Origin of the sequence: Streptomyces sp. 4N509B, assembly GCF_052245655.1 — a bacterium.
GTDB lineage: Bacteria > Actinomycetota > Actinomycetes > Streptomycetales > Streptomycetaceae > Streptomyces.
On the sequence record NZ_JBQQBZ010000009.1, the window covers coordinates 170,615 to 187,345 of the forward strand.

Consider the following 16,731-nt stretch of genomic DNA (forward strand, 5'->3'; position numbering starts at 1 on the left):
GCTGGCGCCGCTGCCGCGCACCGCGCGCGACGCGGCGCTGACGGCCACCGCCGAGGCGCTGACCGCCCGCACCGCCGAGATCGTCGAGGCCGACGCCGAGGACGTCGCCCGAGCGCGGGCCGGCGCCACCACGGCGGCGATGGCCGGCCCAACGTCACGGTCGACGCCGCGGCCCTGTGCCTGAAGGCGGGCAACGCCGCGCCGCTGCGCGGCTCCTCCACCGCTCATGCCTCCAACACCGCTCTCGTCGCCCTCCCGCGCGACGCCGTCTCCTCCGCCGGGCTGCCCGCCGACGCGGTGCGGCGGGTGCCCGGCGCCGGCCGCGCGTCCGCGCAGGCGCTGATGCGCGCCCGCGGCCTGGTGGACGTGTTGATCCCGCGCGGCGACGCCTCGTTGATCCAGACCGTCGTCACCGAGTCCACCGTCCCGGTCATCGAGACCGGCGTCGGCAACTGCCACGTCTGCGTCGACGCCGAGGACGACCTCGACATGGCCGTGGACCTCCTCGTCAACTCCAAGGCGCAGCGCCCCAGCGTCTGCAACGCCGCCGAGACCGTCCTCGTCCACGCCGACGTCGCCGACCGCTTCCTGCCCCGCGCCCTCGCCGCCCTGACCGAGGCCGGCGTCACCGTCCACGGCGACGAGGCGTGGCAGAAGGCCGGCGCGGACGCGGGCGTGCGGGTCGAGCCCGCCACCGAGGAGGACTGGGCCACGGAGTACCTCAGCCTCGGCATCGCCGCGGCCGTCGTGCCCGACATGGGCGCCGCCGTCGCGCACGTCCGCCGCTGGACCTCGGGGCACACCGAGGCGATCGTCCCGCGCGACGCCTCCGCCGCGCGCCGCCTCGTCTCCCGCACGGACTCCGCCGCCGTGATGGTCAACGCCTCCACCCGGTTCACGGACGGCGGACAGTTCGGCTTCGGCGCCGAGATCGGGATCTCCACGCAGAAGCTCCACGCCCGGGGGCCGTTGGGCCTTCCCGAGCTCACCTGGACCACCCACGTCGTGACGGGCGACGGTCACACGCGCGGATGAATTCCCGCCGGGCCTCCCCCTGAGGGCCTGATCCGCCTACGCTGGTGTGCGTGCCGGACGACGTGAGTGGATGGCCGTTCGCGGACGGCGAGGGGCCCGACGGGCAGGAACGCGGGGCGGCCGACGAGGCGTTCGCCGCCGTGGTGCTCGACGAGGACTTCGTCGAGGCCGCCGCGATCCACGAACCGAGCGCGGCCGAGCGGATACTCTACGCGGCGCTGGAGCGCGCCGAGTCCGAGGCGGCGGGGGAGCCGCCGTACCACCCGGAGGCCGGTCTCGACCCGGGCATGGCCGACGTCGGGGCGATGGGGGAGGCGGACCAGGACGACGACGAGGGCCGGTTCGACCGCTCCGACTACATGCGGTACCTGCCCGAGGAGTTCAGGGAGGACCTCCGCGACGTCGGCGACGACCGGTACGACCTCGGCGACGAGTTCCGCGACGAGTACCGCGACGAGTACCGGGAGGAGGACGACGAGGGCCCGGGCTTTCCTCCCCACGCCCCGTACGGCGTCCCGGCGCCCCGCCGCTTCGCGGGTCGTTCCTCCTCGCTCTCCGCGGGCTCCTCCTCCCCCCGGTACGCCCACAGCACCTGGCGGATGACCCGCTGGCAGCGGCCGGTGGCCTGCGTCCTCGCCGTGGTGATGGGCATCAGCGTGATCGCCCTGGCCCTCATAGCCATCCAGCGCGCCGGCTCCTCCCAGCGTGGCGACACCACCCCGGGGCCGGCGTCCCCCGTCGACGACATCGACGGGTCCGAGGAGCGTCCGCCGCTCGTGCGGGACGCCGAGCTTCCCGACGACGACGCCTGAGCCGCGTTCCCGGCGCCCGCGTCACCACGGGCGCGACACCCCCGTCACGACCCGTTCCTCACGGTGATCGACCCCTGGCCCAGGCCGTTTCGCCGGGTCCGATCAAAGTTGGCGTCCATCGGGGGGTGTTTACACACCTGTGATCGACCTACGCTGGAAGCGTGGCCGGGCGTACCGATCCCCCAGAGGGAACTCCCGGGGGCGCCCCGGGAGCCGGGGACGAAGAATACCGATCGACCGTCTTCGACGAGTCGTTCGTGAGGGCTGCGCGTCTTCAGGAGCTCTCCGCCCAGGAGAGACTGGAGGACCACACCGAGGCCGTGCGCAGCCTCCCGTCCGAGAACGACCGCTCCGCCGCCCGCACGCTGCCCCGGCAGGGCATAGCCCTGGCCCTGATCATCCTGCTCGCCTTCGGCGCCGCGATCTACCTCGGCGGTGACAACCCCTACGGCACCGACCAGGCCACCACCGTCGAGCCGCCCGTCGGGATCGTCGTCCCCCTCGCGCCGCAGGACGAGGTGCCCGGCGCGGCCGACACCGAGAAGCTCTACGCCGCCAGCCCGGCGGACGACTTCGGCATCGGAGCCGGCGGCGTCACCCTGCCCGACCCGCGCCCCACGGCGCACTTCACGAGCGAGCAGGTCCTCACCGCGCTGACCGTCGCCAAGGAGTACGTGGTGGCCAGCTCGCTCACGGCCGACGTGCTCACCGGCGCCACCTCCGCCCCGGTGCGCCAGCTCCTGGCGCCGGAGCAGCAGACGCAGTTCGACCGTGCGATGGCGGGGCACGACGAGAGCTCCGAGGTCACGGACTGGCTCGTCAGGTTCGGGGACGATCCGACCTCCCCCCAGGTCGCGCTGGCCGACCCGATGCCCAGGGTGGAGGGCGAGTTCGGCTTCCTGGAGGTCCACGACGACATCCTCCAGGTGTCCGGCCGCCACGTCGTGGCGTACGCGCTGCGGCCGGCGGGGGACCCGGAGGCGCCGGCCGCGCTCTTCACGGTGGAGCGCGAGGTGCGCCTGCAGTTCACCGTGGAGGAGCTGCGCGACCGGCAGGTGCTGCTGCGGCAGGCCGAGACGCTGGCCGGGCCGATGGACTGCACGGCGCGGACCGACACGGCGCTGGAGCCGCTGCTGGCCGGCGAGCGCGCCAGCCACCCGCCGGCCGACCAGACCACCGACCCGTACGCGTCCACGCTCGGCGCCCCGGGCTTCTGCGGCACGCTGGCGCCCGAGGCGCTGCCGACGCCGACGCGGCGCTGACCGCTCGTGGCGCTGACCGCTCGCGGTGCCGACCGCTCCCGGCGCCGCCCACGCGCGAGCCGCGCCGGAGGGGCCGCCTCGCGGTCTCCCGCCCAGGCGTCCCGCCCCGGTACCGGCACGCTCTCCGGCAGGCCCGGCGACTTCCGCTCCCCGGTGTCCGGCCGGCCCGGCCTCTCCCGTCTCCCGCGCGCTACGGCGTCCCGCCGGCCGGCCCCGGCGTGCCCGGCGCGTCCCCCGGGCCGTCCGAGGTGCCCTCCGGCCCGTCCTCGCGGGCGTCCGCCGGCCGCTCCTGGGTCTGGGTCCGCGCGCCGCCGCGCGAACGCCCGGTGGCGAAGTCCCGCAGCCGGCCGCCGAGGTCGCTGGCCCCGCCCGCGACGTCGTTGACCAGCCGCATCAGCGGGTCCCTGCTGGTGCGGACGCTGTCCGCGTAGTGTCCGGCCGACTCGCGGAAGGAGTCGCTGACGGACGCGTCGCGGTCCTCCCCGCGCCGCGGGTAGTGGCCGTCCATGATCCGCTGGAAGTCGCGTCCGGTGCTCCAACGCCGCAGCTCCGCCGCCCTGACCACCGCGAACGGGTGGCTGCGGGGCAGGACGTTGAGGATCTTCAGGACCGAGTCGCGCAGGTCCCCGCCGGCCTCGTACTCGTCGGCCTGCTCCAGGAAGGCGTCGACGTTCATCTCGTGCAGGTGGTTCCCGCCGGCCAGCTTCATCAGGCCGCGCATCGACGCCTGCGGGTCCTGGCCCACCAGCAGCCCCGCCCGGTCCGCCGACAGCTCCGACTTGCGGAACCACTCGCGCAGCGCCGTGACGATCGCCATGATCGCGAGGCTGCCCAGCGGAATCCACGCGACGCGGACCGCGAGGTTGGTCAGGAAGAGCAGGATCGTGCGGTACACGGCGTGACCGGAGAGGGCGTGGCCGACCTCGTGGCCGACGACGGCCCGCATCTCCTCCTCGTCCAGCAGCTCCACCAGCCCCGTGGTGACCACGATGATGGGCTGGTCGAGGCCGATGCACATGGCGTTCGGCTTCGGGTCCTGCGTGACGTACATCGGGGGGACCCGCTTGAGGTCCAGGATGTAGCACGCGTCGAGCAGCATCTCGTGCAGGTGCGCGAACTGCCGCTCGCTCACCCGCACCGAGTCGGACAGGAAGAGCAGCCGCAGGCTGCGCTCGGGCAGCATCGCGCTCAGTGTCTTGAAGACGGTGTCGAAGCCCGTCAGCTTCCGCAGCGCCACCAGGGCGGAACGGTCCGCCGGGTGTTCGTAGGCCCGCGAGGATATGTCCGGGAAACGCCGTCGCGACCTCCCCGGCAGCCGCTCGGCACCCGCCGCACCGTCGTCGGGACCGGTGCTCTCCGTGCCGTCCGTGCCGTCTGTCATTCCGTTGTGCCCCCTTGTCGTCTTTCGCCCCGTCCCCCGCCCCCACTCCATCCCACCGTCAGCGGTGGGGGCAAGAGGCCGACACCAGGTCGTCCGCTTACGATGGCGCTGACCCTACGATGACTCTACGATCCAGCCGCCCCACTCCGGATAGGCCCAAGCATGCCCACCGTCACTGACACCGTCATCACGCTGGCAGAAGCCACCGAGCACGGCCAGCACGACAGCCTGAACGCGTACGCCATCGGCGGCGGCGCCCTCGCCGCGCTGCTGCTGTTGCTGTGGATCACGACCCGGCTCAACCGCGACCGCTAGGGTCTCCTCATGCGAGACCAGATAGCCCCCGGGGCCGACGCAGGGCGGTCGGGGGGCTCGGGCAAGCGCCGTCTGGGTGTGATGGGCGGGACGTTCGACCCGATCCACAACGGCCACCTGGTGGCGGCCAGTGAGGTGGCGTCCGAGTTCCACCTCGACGAGGTGATCTTCGTGCCGACGGGGCAGCCGTGGCAGAAGAGCCACCGCGAGGTCTCGCCGGCCGAGGACCGTTACCTGATGACGGTCATCGCGACCGCCTCCAACCCCCAGTTCTCCGTCAGCCGCATCGACATCGACCGGGGCGGCAAGACGTACACCATCGACACGCTGCGCGAGCTGCGGGACGAACACGGCGACGCCGACCTGTTCTTCATCACCGGCGCCGACGCGTTGGGCCAGATCCTGACCTGGCGGGACGCCGAGGAGCTGTTCGGCCTGGCCCACTTCATCGGCGTCACCAGGCCGGGGCACAACCTCGCCGACCCCGGCCTGCCGGGCGGCGGCGTGTCGCTGGTGGAGGTGCCCGCGCTCGCGATCTCCTCCACGGACTGTCGGGAACGGGTGGCCCGGGGCGACCCCGTCTGGTATCTCGTCCCGGACGGGGTGGTGCGCTACATCAACAAGCGCTCCCTCTACCGACGCTGAACGGACGGCCGAAGGGCGGCACTGTGAACGACCGACAGGATCCGTACGGGCAGGGCGCGGGGCACCCCCAGCCCGCCCAGATCTACGGCTACGACGAGTACGGCCGCCCCCTGTACGTCCCCGCCGACCCCCAGCAGCAGCCGCACCAGCCGCAGCAGCCGTCGCAGCCCCCGGGCTACGACACCTACGGCGGCGGCGTCCCCTACGACTACGGCACGGGGCAGGGCACCGCTCCGCAGCCCCAGGTCCACGAGGGCTATGACTACGGCGCGTACCAGGGCCAGCAGCCCACGGCGCCCCCGCCCGGGCACGCGCCGGGCTCCGCCCCGGGGCAGCCACAGGGCTTCGATCCGTTCGGCCACGGCGGGCCGGGCACGGCGCACCAGCCCGTCGTCCCGCCCCAGGCCCAGCCGCAGCCCCACCGTCAGCCCCACCATCAGCCGCAGCCGCAGCCGCAGCCGCAGCAGGCCGCGGCCCCGCCCCGCGGCGGCGCGCAGCGCGCCTACGAGACCGAGCAGTTCGCCTTCGTCGACGACCAGGACGAGGAGTCCGAGGACGTCATCGACTGGCTGAAGTTCACCGAGTCCCGCACCGAGCGCCGCGAGGAGGCCAAGCGCCGCGGCCGCGTCCGTCGCCGCCTGCTCGTCGTCACGCTCGTCCTGGCCGTCGTCGGCGGCGCCGCGTTCCTGTGGGCCACCGACCGGCTGCCCGGCGTCCCGGGCCTCGGGTCCACCGAGGAGACCGCCGCGCCCGGCGCGCAGGTGCGGGACGTGATCGTCGTCCACCTCCGCGAGACCGGCGGCGACGCCACCTCCACCGCCCTCCTCGTCGCCAACGAGACGACGGAGCGCGGCACCACCCTGCTGCTGCCCAACGAGCTCTCCCTGACCTCCGACGGCGTCACGACCACCCTCGGCCAGGCCGTGGCGGAGTCGAGCGCGGGCGAGGTGCGCGAGGGCCTCGGCTCGCTGCTCGGCGCCGACATCAAGGGCACCTGGCGGCTGGACAGCCCGTACCTGGAGGCCCTCGTCGACGGCGTCGGCGGCATCACGCTCGACACCGACGCCGAGGTGCCCTCGCCGGAGGGCGAGGGGGAGGACCCCCTGGTCACGCAGGGCCGGAACGTTCCGCTCGGCGGCCAGGCCGCCGTCGCGTACGCCCTCCACCAGGCGGAGGGCGAGGCGCCCACGGCCCAGCTGGAACGGTTCGGCCAGGTCATGGCGGCGCTCCTGACGGAGCTGCCCCCGACCCGCGACGGCGCCACCGAGGTGGTGCGCGCCCTGCGGCTGATCCCCGACCCCTCGCTGCCCGAGGACGAGCTCGGCGCCAGCCTCGGCCAGCTGGCCGGCTACGCCCAGGCGGGCGACGGCGGCCACGACACCACGCCCGTCCCCGTCCAGGAGGACGGCACGCTCAGCGACGAGACCGCCGACGGGCTGCTGGGCGACGTCCTGGGCGGCACGGTCACCAACCCCGACCCGGGCGGCGCGAGCCGCATCGGCATCCGCGACGCCACCGGCGTGGACGACAGCGGCCAGGACGCCCGCATCGCCCTGATCAACGGCGGGTTCACGGTCGTGGACAGCCGGGCCGTCGAGGACACCGAGGAGACCTCGCGGATCACCTACGCCGATCCCGCCCACCGCGAGACCGCGCTGGACGCCGCCAGGACCCTGGGCCTGCCCGAGGAGGCGGTCACCGAGGGTGAGCGCTCGGGCAACGCGGACGTCCTGATCGTGCTCGGCGGGGACTACCCGGACGCGGGCTGAGCGGCCCGCCGGGAGGCGGGACGAGACGCGGGCCGCGCGGTGGGCTCGAGGGTGGCCGCGCGGTCGCCGGGCCGCCGGCCGGGACGCGTGGGGCACACGGCCCCGGGCGTTGTCGGCGGCCCATGAGATCCTGTAACGGAAAGCCGCCGAACCCGGACGGAGACGACAGCCCCTGTGACCGCCACCGACCGCGCCACCGAGCTCATCGAGACCGCTGCCCAGGCCGCGGCCGACAAGCTCGCGCACGACATCATCGCCTACGACGTCAGCGACGTCCTGGCGATCACCGACGCGTTCCTCCTCGCCTCCGCGCCCAACGACCGGCAGGTGCGGTCGATCGTGGACGGGATCGAGGAGCGGCTGCTGAAGGAGCGTGGCGCCAAGCCGGTGCGCCGGGAGGGCGAGCGCGACGGTCGGTGGGTCCTCCTGGACTACGTGGACATCGTCGTGCACGTCCAGCACTCGGAGGAGCGCGTCTTCTACGCGCTGGAGCGGCTGTGGAAGGACTGCCCCACGCTTCAGCTGCCGCCCGACGCGCAGGCCACCCGCGGCCGGGGCGAGGCCCACGCGCGGGCGGAGGCCCACGCCCACCAGGACGCCGTGGGTGGTGAGTCGAGCTGACCGGCAGCATCAGCGGTGTCGACCCCCGCAGCCGCCGCATCGTCCTGTGGCGGCACGGCCAGACCGCGTGGAACCTCGAGGGCCGCTTCCAGGGCACGATGGACGTCGAGCTGACCGAGACCGGCGTGGCCCAGGCCCGCCGGGCCGCCCGGCTGCTGGCGAGCCTGCGGCCCGTCTCGATCATCTCCTCCGACCTGCGCCGCACCGTCGCCACCGCCGCCGAGCTGGCCCTCCTGACGGGCCTGGACGTCGCGTACGACGAGGGACTGCGCGAGTCGTACGCCGGGGTCTGGCAGGGCCTGACGCACGAGGAGATCAGGGCGAGGTACGGCGAGGAGTACGCGGCCTGGCGGCGCGGTGAGCCGGTGCGGCGGGGCGGCGGCGAGCTGGAGACGGAGGTCGCCGACCGGGCGGCTCCCGTGGTCGAGCGGGCCGCCGACAAGCTCCCGCCGGGCGGCGTGCTCGTCGTGGTCAGCCACGGCGGCGCCATCCGCACCACGATCGGCCGGCTGATCGGCCTGCCGCCCGACACCTGGGAAGGGCTCGGCGGCCTGTCGAACTGCTGCTGGTCCGTGCTGGGCGAGGGCGCCAGGGGCTGGCGCCTGCTGGAGCACAACGCGGGCTCCCTGCCCGAGCCCGTCCTCGGCGACGACGACTGACGGGCCCGCCCCGGGTGGCGCCCCCAGCCGGACGACGCCCTCACCCCGGCGGCCGACCCCGCTCCTCACGACCGTCCCGCGATGCCCGGCGGCCTCGCCCGGCCCTCTCCGGGACCGGGCGGTTCCCCTCTGCCGCGTTGTCGTCGGTCACCGTGCGGCCCGCCGGGCTGGCCTCTCCGCCGCTCCGCGGAGCCCCGTGCCGTGGAGCGGCGCGGGGGAGAGGCCCGGGGACGCCGCTCCCGCGACCTTCCGCGGCTGACGTGACCGCGTTCACAGGCTGTCCCGCAATCCCTGGCGGGCTCGCGACGCCCTGCGACGTCCTTCCCCAGGACCCCTCCGGGGTCCGGGCGGTTCCCCCAGCCGCGTTGTCGTCGGTCGCCAGCCTGCAAGGCTGACTCCCTCCTCCGCCCTGCTGGGGGTGAAGCCTCAGGACGCCGCTCCGCGATCCACCGGGGAGGACGGGATCGCCCTCAGGCGGGCGCCGGCGCCGGGGTGCGTGACGCCGGCAGTGCCGGCAGTGCCGCCCGCAGGGCGCCCATCCGCCCGCGGGTGACGTCGTCGATCGGCGTGTACACCACCATCCGTGCCTCCGGCACGCCGTCGACCGACAGCGACACCGTCCGCAGCCGCAGCTCGCCGACCGCCGGGTGCCGGAAGCTCTTCACCCGGGGCCCGGGGGGCAGCACGTCGCCGCTGGACCACATGGCCGCGAACTCCCCGCTCGCCGCGCACAGCTCCCGGACGAAGCCCTCCCACGCCGGCTCCCCGACGTGCGCGCCGTACGCCCCGCGCAGCGTTGCCACCATGAGCCGCAGCTCCTCCTCCCGGTGTACCAGCGGGCACCGGGAGGGCTCGCCGGTGAAGAGCGCCCACAGCGCGTTGGCGCGCAGCGTCCCCGGGCAGGCGGTGCTGAAGAAGAGGGACCAGTACGCGGCGTTGAACGCGAGCACGTCGTAGCGCCCGTTGTACAGCGTGGCCGGCACCGGGTCGAGGGCGTCGAGGACGGCCTGCACCTCGGCGCCGACGGCCGTGGTGGCGCTCTCCGGCCGGCGGGCGTGCGGCACGCCGGCCAGGTCGTAGAGGTGCTCCCGCTCCGGCCCGTCCAGCCGCAGCGTGCGCGCCACCGCGTCCAGGACCTGCGGGCTCACGTTGATGGGCCGCCCCTGTTCGAGCCACGTGTACCACGTGATCCCGACGCCGGCGAGCTGCGCGACCTCCTCGCGGCGCAGGCCGGGCGTGCGCCGCCGGGGCCCCGGCGGCAGGCCGACCTCCTCGGGACGGATCCTGGCCCGCCTGCCGCGCAGGAAGGCCGCGAGCTCCGGCCGCCGCCGCTGTCCGCGCCGCGGCTGAGGCGCGGGCCGCTCCCGCTGCTCCCGCTGATGCGTCGTCACCGCCGTCATGCCCCCAGCCTGCGGGCTGTTCCCCGCCCTCGCCACACCGGTTCCTGGTGCTGCCAGTACCAGTATCACGGGGCTCTCACCACCCGTACCGTTCAGCGCCGAGCCTGGTCCCCGTGACGACGACAACCGCCTCCACACCCACCCCGACGCGGCCGGACCCCGGCCGCGGCACCGCGTCCGCGTCCCCCGCGCCGCGCCGGCCCGGCCTGCTGCTCGCGACGGTCCTGGCCGCGCAGTTCATGGCGCTGCTCGACGTCTTCATCGTGAACGTCGCGGCGCCCACCGTCCGCTCCGACCTCGGCGCCTCGGGCGCCGGGCTGCAACTGGTCATCGCCGGCTACACCATCACCTACGCCGTGCTGCTCGTCACGGGAGCGCGGCTGGGCGGCCGGCACGGCCCCGGGCGCCTGTTCCTCACCGGCCTCGCCGCCTTCACCGCCACCTCCCTCGCCTGCGGCCTCGCCGCCACGACGGGCCAACTCGTCACCTTCCGCCTCCTCCAGGGCGCGAGCGCGGCCCTGATGCTGCCCCAGGTGCTGAGCCTGATCCAACGCACCTTCACGGGCGCGAGCCGCGCCCGCGCGCTGACGCTGTTCTCCGCGGTCCTGGCCTCCGGCGCCGCCGCCGGGCAGGTGGTGGGCGGCGTGCTGGTCAGCGCCGACCTCCTCGGCTGGAGCTGGCGCCCGGTCTTCCTCGTCAACGTGCCGCTGGGCCTCGGGCTGCTGCTGGTGGCCGCCCGCGTCGTCCCGCTGGACCGCCCCGCCGCCGGGGAGCGGGCCCGCGGGCTCGACCTGCCGGGGCTGTCGCTGCTCGGCGCCGCCGTGCTGGCGTTCACGCTGCCGCTGGTGCTGGGGCAGGAGGAGGGCTGGCCGGCGTGGTGTTGGGCGCTGCTGGCCGGCAGCGCGGCGCTGCTCGGCCTCCTCGTCGCGCACAGCGTGCGGCTGGCCCGCCGCGGTGGCGCCCCGCTGCTGTCGCCCCGGGTGCTCGCGAGCCCCGGCATGCCCCTGGCGGCCTGCCTGATCCTGCTCGTCATGGCCCTGAACGCGGGGGTCATGTTCGCCCTGTCCCTCCACTTCCAGGGGCCCGAGTCGCTGGGGGGACTGGGGTACGGGCCGCTCAGCGCGGGGCTGCTGTTCCTGCCGACGGCGGTCGCGTTCGGGCTGGCCTCGCTGCTGTGGCGGGCGGTGCCGGCGGCCTGGCAGCACGTCCTCGTCCCCGGCGGGCTGCTGCTGAGCGCGGGCGCGCTGCTGGCCGTCGGGCTCATGCTGCGTGACGGCGGCGGCGACGCGGTCGGCCCGGTCATGCTGACCCTCTTCGCGGTCAACGGCGCCGGCTTCGCGTTGGCCTACAGCCCGACGCTGACGCGGGCCCTCGGCGCGCTCCGTCCCGAGGACGCGGGCGACGGTAGCGGGGTGACGGGCACGATGACGCAGCTCGGCATGGTCGTGGGGACCGCCACCGTGGGCACGCTCTTCCTGAACCGGGCCGAGGCCACCCTCTCCACCGCCGAGGCCGCGTGGTGGACCCTGCTGCCGCTCGCCGCGGCCTCCGCCGCGGCCGGCATCGCCGTGGCCCTCCTCGCCCGGCCCGCCTCGCGGGGGCGATAGGCGGCACCGGGGCGGCGGGGCGCCGGGGGTCTCCTCAGCCGAGCTCGTCGAGGAGCGTGGTCATGCGGTCGATTTCCGGGCCCTGCGTGGCGGCCAGGTCGCTCGCCAGCCCGAGGACGAACTCGTCGCTGCCGGAGGCGGCCTCGTCGTCCGCCATGACCACGGCGCCCTCGTGGTGGGTGATCATCAACCGGAGGAAGAGGCGGTCGAAGTCCTCGCCGCGCGCCGCCCGGAGCTCGGCCAGCTGCTCCTCGCTCGCCATGCCCGGCATCCCGCCGTCGCCCTCGCCCCCGCCCCCGTGGTCGTGGCCGTGGTCGGCGGCACCGCCGTTGGCGTCCAGCCACGAGCGCATCGCCTCGATCTCGGACTCCTGCCCCAGGTCGAGCCGTTCGGCGAACCGTCGCACGTCGCCGTCGTCCGCGTGCTCCAGGGCGAGGTCGGTCATCACCACGGCCTGCTCGTGGTGGGCGATCATCATCGTCATGAACGCCCGGTCCGCCTCGTTCGGTTCGGGGTCGGCCGCCTCGGCGGCCTCACGCGCCTCCCCGGCCGAGAGCGTCTCGGCCGGCGCGCCCGGCTCACCGGGCGCGATGACCGGCGCCCCGCTCTCCCCCTCCGCGGCGCCGGTGGCGCCACCGTCCCCGTCTCCGCCTCCCGTGCACGCGCCACCTCCCGCGAGCACCGCCGCGAGGACGACGGCCCTGAGGGCGAGACGGCCGCGACGCGTTGGCCAGCACCCGTGTGTCACCAGGGCCTCCCGAGTCAAAATTGATGTGGACACGTAGACAAGCGACAGGATAGTGACGCAGAGTCGGAAGCGAAGGAACTCTCCTTGGGGGAACCGACGTGACAACACCACAGCGCCCAAGCCGTGCCCGTCGCCGACTCGCCACCCTGGCCGTCGCCACGTGCGCCCTCGCCTCCCTGATCCTGCCCGGCACGGCGTCGGCCGCGCCAGACCCCGTCGTCGCGCCCGACGTCGCCGCGTCGGGCACCGAGGACGTCAGCAGCAGCGACAACATCTCGCTGCTCGCCAACGTGCCCGACCTCGGGGCCTTCACCGGCACCAACAGCGACCTGGCCTTCCAGGACGACTACGCCTTCCTCGGCAGCTACGACGGCTTCTCCGTCTACGACATCAGCAGGCCCCGCCACCCCGAGCTCGTCAGTCAGGTGCTCTGCTACGGCCCGCAGAACGACATCAGCGTCTCCGGCGACCTGCTCTTCCTCTCCGTCGACCTCTCCCTCAGCGACGACTCCTGCTCGGCGAGCTCGCTGTCGGCCACCAACGAGAGCGCCTGGGAGGGCGTCCGCGTCTTCGACATCAGCGACATCCGCAACCCGCGCTACGTCGCCGCCGTCGAGACCCCCTGCGGCTCGCACACCCACACGCTGGTCCCCGAGCGCAGGAACGTGTACGTCTACGTCTCCTCCTACGGCCCGAACGCCAACTACCCCGACTGCCAGCCGCCGCACGACGGCATCTCCGTCGTGAAGGTGCCGCGCCACGCCCCGGAGCGCGCGGAACTCGCCAGCTTCGACCTGCTCTTCCCCGACGGCGGCTTCCCCGGCAGCGACCGCGGCAGCGCCACCTCCGGCTGCCACGACATCACCGCCTACCCCGCGCTCGACCTGGCGGCCGGCGCCTGCATGGGCGACGGCATCCTGATGGACATCTCCGACCCGGCCGCGCCCCGCGTCATCGACCAGGTCACCGACGCCGACCATTTCGCGTTCTGGCACTCGGCGACCTTCAGCCAGGACGGCCGCAAGGTCGTCTTCACCGACGAACTCGGCGGCGGCATCGGCGCGACCTGCAACGAGGAGACCGGGCCGGAGTTCGGCGCCGACGGCATCTACCACATCAGGGGCCGGGGAGACGGCCGCCACCTGGACTTCCAGGGGTACTTCAAGATCCCCCGCCACCAGGCCGACACCGAGAACTGCGTGGCGCACAACGGCTCCCTGATACCCGCCAGGGGCCGCGACATCATGGTCCAGGCCTGGTACCAGGGCGGCCTGTCGGTGGTGGACTTCACCGACTCCTCCGACCCCGTGGAGATCGCGCACTTCGACCGCGGGCCGGTCAACCCCGACGAGCTGGCCTTCGGCGGCACCTGGTCGATCTACTACTACAACGGCCACATCTACTCCAACGGGCAGGCCGGTTTCGACGTGTTGCGCATCGACGACCGGCGCACCGACAGCGCGCGCCACGTCCGCCTCGACGAGCTGAACGCCCAGACGCAGCCGACATACCGGTGATCGCCGGTGGTCGTGTGAACCCACGTCCACGGGTGCGCCCGCGCACGTGACCGACGTCACGCCGTATATCGATCCCGTCTCCGTTGCCCGCGGGGACGGGATCGACGGCTGCTGCCCGTCGGGGTGTCGTGGCAGAATCGTCCGCAATGACCATCGGCGTTGACGCAGGGGCTCGCCGAGCGTGCGCGGCCCACAACCGAGGGTGTGGCTGAACCAATGGGTGCACACAGCAGGAAGTGCGACTGGTGTGGCTGCGGTACGCCGATCGTCCGGGACCTCCAGCCGATCAACGTCGCCTACCAGTACTGGTGTGTGGAGTGCGCCCGCGCGCTGATCATCAAGGGCGACCCCATCGAGGTCTACCGCGAGCTGGAGGGTGAGCCGATCTACGGCCGCCTGCTGGACGAGCACTGCGCGCTGAAACGCTTCTACTCCTTCGCCAGCGTCTGACCCGCCCCGGCCCTTCATTCGATGTGCGCGGCACCATCCCGGCCGTGTACAGTAGGCGTCGCCGCCGCAGGGCAGAAGCCCACAGGCGGAGCGGGACCTGGGGCTATAGCTCAGTTGGTAGAGCGCTTGCATGGCATGCAAGAGGTCAGGAGTTCGATTCTCCTTAGCTCCACAGACACCAGGGGCCCTCTCCTCGCGAGGAGAGGGCCCCTGGCGCGTGTCCGGCCTCGTTCGCCGGGGCGAGCCGCGCGGGGGCGGTCAGGCTTCCAGCAGTGCCGCCAGGCGGGAGAACGCGGAGCGCCAGTGGGTCTTCATCCGCTCCGCGGTCGCGGCGTCGGGCAGGCGGCGGTGTTGGAGGCCCACCCGCGTCTTCGTCTCGCCCTGGACCGTGAGATACACCGACAGCCGGGAGGCGCCGTCGTTCCAGTCGGCCGTCAACGACCTGCCGGGGCGGCTGGTGCGGATCGCGATGCGGGCGCCGGGCAGCCACCGCTCGCGCAGCGCGGGGTCGGTGAACGCCTCGGAGACGCGCTCGGCCGCGACGTTGACCGTCTTGCTCGCGCTCGCCGCGAACGCTCCGTCCACGTGCTGTGACGGCGTGCGCATGCCTCGTTCCTGCTCGTAGCCCACGCTCAGGCTCTGCGCCCACCAGCCGCCGAGAGCGTGCTTCTCGACCAACCAGCGGGCGATCTCGGTGTGCGAGTGCGCGGGCGCGCCCCACTCGTCCAGCAGCGCGAACCACTCGTCCCACCCGCGCCCGGTGCGGGCGCGCACGGCGTCGTCGGACATGCGCCTGGTCAGGGGCCGGACCGGCGTCCGCGATCCCGTCTCCGTCGTGGAGCTGGCGGAGTCCGCCAGCAGCTGGCGGCGGGCGGCCGTGTAGCTCTCGCCCGTCTTGTCCATCCGGGCACGGACCCGTGCCTTGAACGACTTCTGCCTGGTCATCCTCGTACTCCCGAACGCGACACGGCCGCGGAACCCACGCTTCCGTCGACCCGCCGCGGGTTCGGAGCGGGTGACCGGCGTCCCGAGAACTCGACGGTCCCCTTTACCCCCACGACGCCGGTGGCGTGAGCACCGGAACGAGGGTCGGGCGCGGAACGGCGCCAGCGGCACTCTACGGTCGCCGACGCCGCCCCGCCACCCTCCCCGACGCCGGCGGGTGGGTCCGGAGTGGGCCCGTCACGGCGGGGCCTCTCCGTCGTCGGTCGAACGCCCGGCCCCGCGCGTCAGCGCTCGCTGTCCAGCTCGGCCATCAGGTGGCTGGGGTACCGGTCGCCGCGGGCCGCGCCGCGGGGGATCCGCTCCTCGATCCGCGCGATCTCCTCGGGGGTGAGCGACACGCGGCCGCTGTCGACCAACGTGGCGACCTGCTCCAGGTTCCGCGAGCCGACGAGCGGCACGACGTCCTCTCCCCGGGCGGTGACCCAGGCGATCGCGAGTTGCGCGACGGAGACGCCCTTCGCCGCGGCCAGCTCGTGAAGCGGGGCGACGAGGGAGCTGTTGTGCTCGTGGTTGGCGCCCTGGAAGCGCGGTGACACCCTTCGGATGCCGTCGAGGGTGCCGCTGCCGCCGATCAGGCCGCGGCCGAGGACGCCGTAGGCGGTGACGCCGATGCCGAGTTCGCGGCAGACGGGCAGGATCTCGTCCTCGATGCCGCGACTGAGCAGCGAGTACTCGATCTGCACGTCGCAGATCGGCGCGACGGCCGCGGCGCGGCGGATCGTCTCGGCGCCGACCTCGCTGAGGCCGATGTGGCGCACGTAGCCCTGGTCGACCAGTTCGGCGATCGCGCCGACGGTGTCCTCGACGGGAACGGCCGGGTCGAGCCGGGCGGGGCGGTAGACGTCCACGTGGTCGGTGCCCAGACGCTGCAACGAGTAGGCCAGGAAGTTCCGCACCGCGGCGGGACGGGCGTCGTACCCGCCGAGGCTGCCGTCGGGGCCGCGCAGGGCCGCGAACTTGACCGAGAGCACGACCTCCTCACGGCTCCGCCCGGAGAGCGCGCGCCGGATCAGCCACTCGTTGTGGCCCGAGCCGTAGAAGTCGCCGGTGTCCAGCAGGGTGCCGCCGGCGTCCAGGTAGGCGCGCACGACGCGCACGCCCTCGTCGTCGTCCGAGGGGCCGTAGGCGCCCGACAGGCTCATGCAGCCGAGGCCGGGGGAGGTGACGAGGGGACCGGTGAGGCCCAGCCGGCGGGTGGCCAGGTGCGGCGTCGGGGCGGGAGTCGGCGTTGGGGTTGGAGTTGGGCTTGGAGTTGCGGTTGGTGTCATGGCGCCACTGTCCGTGTCGCCGGGCAGCGACGGCAGGCACGCGCCATCCAGGGAGGGACAGTCCCTGGATGGGCCGGCCGGCGCGGCCGATACTGGGGGCGTGATCGACCGCGTCGGGCTCGCCGACTTCCTCCGCCGCCGCCGTGAGCTGCTGCGCCCGGCCGACGTCGGCCTGCCCGACGGCGTGTGGGGGGGGGGGCAAGGGGTGCGGGGGGGAGGGGGGGGCCGGTCGGTCAA

General features: G+C 74.1%; 15 protein-coding genes, 1 tRNA gene and 1 pseudogene. 12 read left to right on the plus strand and 5 right to left on the minus strand.

The features are described 5' to 3' along the window. Position 1 precedes the first annotated feature (1 nt). The 3 genes and pseudogenes from ACTWP5_RS12270 (at position 2) to ACTWP5_RS12280 (ending at position 3,109) form a co-directional block, all read left to right on the plus strand. Positions 2-1,035: pseudogene (locus ACTWP5_RS12270) on the plus strand (glutamate-5-semialdehyde dehydrogenase). 50 nt (positions 1,036-1,085) lie between these two features. Beyond that, on the plus strand, positions 1,086-1,847 hold the full coding sequence (locus ACTWP5_RS12275) for an SCO2584 family spore wall biosynthesis protein (protein WP_443220894.1): 762 nt from the start codon (positions 1,086-1,088) through the stop codon (positions 1,845-1,847). Positions 1,848-2,008: 161 nt separating this feature from the next. Continuing rightward, positions 2,009-3,109 (plus strand): SCO2583 family membrane protein, encoded by a 1,101-nt coding sequence (locus ACTWP5_RS12280; protein ID WP_443220895.1) that lies wholly within the window; start codon positions 2,009-2,011, stop codon positions 3,107-3,109. A 190-nt stretch (positions 3,110-3,299) separates the two neighbouring features. Here ACTWP5_RS12280 and ACTWP5_RS12285 read toward each other — a convergent pair whose 3' ends face one another. Then, a complete protein-coding gene (locus ACTWP5_RS12285; RefSeq protein WP_443220896.1) occupies positions 3,300-4,490 on the minus strand; it encodes a M48 family metallopeptidase in 1,191 nt (396 codons plus the stop codon). A gap of 162 nt (positions 4,491-4,652) precedes the next feature. Between ACTWP5_RS12285 and ACTWP5_RS12290 the strand changes: the two genes are divergently transcribed. The 5 genes from ACTWP5_RS12290 to ACTWP5_RS12310 all read left to right on the plus strand — a co-directional run bounded on the left by ACTWP5_RS12290 (position 4,653) and on the right by ACTWP5_RS12310 (position 8,499). Then, positions 4,653-4,805 carry a hypothetical protein gene (locus tag ACTWP5_RS12290; RefSeq protein ID WP_443220897.1) on the plus strand — a complete coding sequence of 51 codons (153 nt, stop codon included), beginning with the start codon at positions 4,653-4,655 and terminating at the stop codon, positions 4,803-4,805. A 9-nt stretch (positions 4,806-4,814) separates the two neighbouring features. Beyond that, a complete protein-coding gene (nadD, locus tag ACTWP5_RS12295) occupies positions 4,815-5,450 on the plus strand; it encodes a nicotinate-nucleotide adenylyltransferase (protein ID WP_443220898.1) in 636 nt (211 codons plus the stop codon). 23 nt (positions 5,451-5,473) lie between these two features. Next, positions 5,474-7,219 (plus strand): LytR C-terminal domain-containing protein, encoded by a 1,746-nt coding sequence (locus ACTWP5_RS12300; protein WP_443220899.1) that lies wholly within the window; start codon positions 5,474-5,476, stop codon positions 7,217-7,219. A gap of 174 nt (positions 7,220-7,393) precedes the next feature. After that, a complete protein-coding gene (gene rsfS, locus ACTWP5_RS12305) occupies positions 7,394-7,840 on the plus strand; it encodes a ribosome silencing factor (RefSeq protein WP_443220900.1) in 447 nt (148 codons plus the stop codon). Further along, complete coding sequence (locus ACTWP5_RS12310; protein ID WP_443220918.1) at positions 7,837-8,499, plus strand: histidine phosphatase family protein; 663 nt, start codon at positions 7,837-7,839, stop codon at positions 8,497-8,499. The genes rsfS and ACTWP5_RS12310 overlap by 4 nt, the downstream gene beginning before the upstream one ends. A gap of 470 nt (positions 8,500-8,969) precedes the next feature. Here ACTWP5_RS12310 and ACTWP5_RS12315 read toward each other — a convergent pair whose 3' ends face one another. Next, positions 8,970-9,899 carry a helix-turn-helix transcriptional regulator gene (locus ACTWP5_RS12315; protein ID WP_443220901.1) on the minus strand — a complete coding sequence of 310 codons (930 nt, stop codon included), beginning with the start codon at positions 9,897-9,899 and terminating at the stop codon, positions 8,970-8,972. 113 nt (positions 9,900-10,012) lie between these two features. Between ACTWP5_RS12315 and ACTWP5_RS12320 the strand changes: the two genes are divergently transcribed. Further along, a complete protein-coding gene (locus tag ACTWP5_RS12320) occupies positions 10,013-11,506 on the plus strand; it encodes an MFS transporter (RefSeq protein ID WP_443220902.1) in 1,494 nt (497 codons plus the stop codon). Positions 11,507-11,540: 34 nt separating this feature from the next. On the opposite strand, the gene ACTWP5_RS12325 is transcribed toward ACTWP5_RS12320, so the two are convergent. Then, a complete protein-coding gene (locus tag ACTWP5_RS12325; RefSeq protein WP_443220903.1) occupies positions 11,541-12,254 on the minus strand; it encodes a DUF305 domain-containing protein in 714 nt (237 codons plus the stop codon). Between the two features lie 98 nt (positions 12,255-12,352). Between ACTWP5_RS12325 and ACTWP5_RS12330 the strand changes: the two genes are divergently transcribed. The 3 genes from ACTWP5_RS12330 (at position 12,353) to ACTWP5_RS12340 (ending at position 14,393) form a co-directional block, all read left to right on the plus strand. Further along, positions 12,353-13,771 carry an LVIVD repeat-containing protein gene (locus ACTWP5_RS12330; RefSeq protein ID WP_443220904.1) on the plus strand — a complete coding sequence of 473 codons (1,419 nt, stop codon included), beginning with the start codon at positions 12,353-12,355 and terminating at the stop codon, positions 13,769-13,771. Between the two features lie 216 nt (positions 13,772-13,987). Further along, the gene (locus ACTWP5_RS12335; RefSeq protein ID WP_443220905.1) at positions 13,988-14,221 is read left to right on the plus strand and encodes a hypothetical protein; all 234 of its coding nucleotides are present in this window, start codon (positions 13,988-13,990) and stop codon (positions 14,219-14,221) included. 99 nt (positions 14,222-14,320) lie between these two features. Further along, a tRNA-Ala gene (locus ACTWP5_RS12340) sits at positions 14,321-14,393 on the plus strand. 86 nt (positions 14,394-14,479) lie between these two features. Here ACTWP5_RS12340 and ACTWP5_RS12345 read toward each other — a convergent pair. Continuing rightward, positions 14,480-15,166: a DUF4287 domain-containing protein gene (locus ACTWP5_RS12345; RefSeq protein ID WP_443220906.1), complete on the minus strand. Its 687-nt coding sequence runs from the start codon at positions 15,164-15,166 to the stop codon at positions 14,480-14,482. Positions 15,167-15,450: 284 nt separating this feature from the next. Further along, a complete protein-coding gene (locus ACTWP5_RS12350; protein WP_443220907.1) occupies positions 15,451-16,494 on the minus strand; it encodes an aldo/keto reductase in 1,044 nt (347 codons plus the stop codon). Between the last annotated feature and the right edge of the window lie 237 nt (positions 16,495-16,731).